Origin of the sequence: Nitrosomonas sp. Nm51, assembly GCF_900111165.1 — a bacterium.
Classification (GTDB): domain Bacteria; phylum Pseudomonadota; class Gammaproteobacteria; order Burkholderiales; family Nitrosomonadaceae; genus Nitrosomonas.
In genome coordinates this window covers 1-1,402 of sequence record NZ_FOGH01000122.1, presented here as the reverse complement: position 1 = coordinate 1,402, position 1,402 = coordinate 1, and the positions used below count along the sequence as shown (strand labels likewise).

The window sequence follows — 1,402 nt, the reverse complement described above, 5'->3', positions numbered from 1 at the left end:
TTGCGGGTTTTGCCGTTGCCGGGTTCCAGTTGCGCTACCGGCGATTCATCCGCATGCAGGGTGTTTCCCTGCAAAAGATGCCACTTTAATTGATCTGCCAGAGGTTGCAGCGCTACACCGGTACGGCCGACCCATTCAGCCAGCGTGGAACGCGAAAGCGTGACCTGCTCGCGCGCAGCGATCTGTTCCAGACGATAGAGCGGCAAGTGATTGAGATATTTGCTGATGATCACCCAGGCCAGCAAACCAGGTGCGGCCATGCCGCCGTCGATGACTGCCGGTGGCACCGGTTCTGCGGTGACGGTTTCGCAGGTCTTGCACGCATACTGCGGCCGGATGTGACGGTGGACAAAGAACCTGGCCGGTTCAACATCGAACTGTTCGGTGACGTCTTCGCCGATTTTGACCAGTGCCTTGCCACATTGTCCGCACTGGCAGGATGCCGGTTCATGACGGTGTTCGATTCGCGGCAGGTGATCGGGCAGTGGTTGACGGCCTGCACGGCTGCGTGTCGATCTGGCTGTTGCAGTTTTAGCAGTCGTATCGATTTGCTCAATTTCAGCATGAACGGCCGCGATGTCGACCAATACGGATTCTTCAAACAGGCTGGGCTGTATGGATGACAGTGATTCGTTCTTTTTACCGAAACGAATGCGGCGCAAATGCGCCAGTTCCATAGTGAGTGCCTGGATCTTGAGTTCCTGTGCGCGGATTTCTTGTTGTGCTTGCTGAGCCTGATCCAGCAGCGTCTGGACAATACCGGCTACCTGCTGTTTGGTATCGGCATCAAGGTTCAATTGATCGAGTTGCGCCAGTGGTTTCATGCCCGTTATTATACCACGGAACGACACTAACCGACTGTTAATAATAGATTATTAACAAACTTTCATGCCCGAAGATGGGCAGGTGGCAATGCCGACAATCGTTGCCAGTCCACGCCCGCTGTCAGCCATTCCCAATGTGATTGGGTCAATTCAAAACAACACGCTTCCAGCTGTGACCACACAAACCGGCCCTGATGCAATCGGCGATGGCACAGCCAGACGCCCGTACCATCCCATAACAGTACCTTGATACGATTCCTGGCGCGATTACAAAACACAAACGCAGAACCCGCGCAGGGTGAATGGCCTAACGTCTGCTGTACAATCATCGACAAACCATCGATGCCCCGGCGCATGTCCACCGGCTCAACGACCATCCAGATTTGTCCAACATGAGCAATCAGTCCAAACATTTCAACAATTCGCCCAGCCATTGCGGCGATACATTCGCCGGTACTTCAAGTGTTTGACCGCCTGAACAACGCAGCCTCAAGTAATCTGTAACCGGCACAGCCGGTGTAATCGTCACCGGTACCATTGATCCCGGCTGACTATGCAATTGCGTTCTCCGGTAAGTA

At 54.1% G+C, this 1,402-nt stretch carries 2 protein-coding genes; both read right to left on the bottom strand.

Annotated features, from left to right (window positions below):
• On the bottom strand, positions 1-824 hold an 824-nt coding region (locus tag BMY60_RS15095; protein WP_256251031.1), incomplete at its 3' end, for an IS66 family transposase.
• 62 nt (positions 825-886) lie between these two features.
• Positions 887-1,258: an IS66 family insertion sequence element accessory protein TnpB gene (gene tnpB / locus BMY60_RS15090; protein WP_218141728.1), complete on the bottom strand. Its 372-nt coding sequence runs from the start codon at positions 1,256-1,258 to the stop codon at positions 887-889.
• Between the last annotated feature and the right edge of the window lie 144 nt (positions 1,259-1,402).

Coding starts and splice junctions, on each gene's coding strand:
- tnpB (WP_218141728.1), bottom strand. CDS start 1,258: ATGGCTGGGCGAATTGTTGAAATGTTTGGACTGATTGCTCATGTTGGA.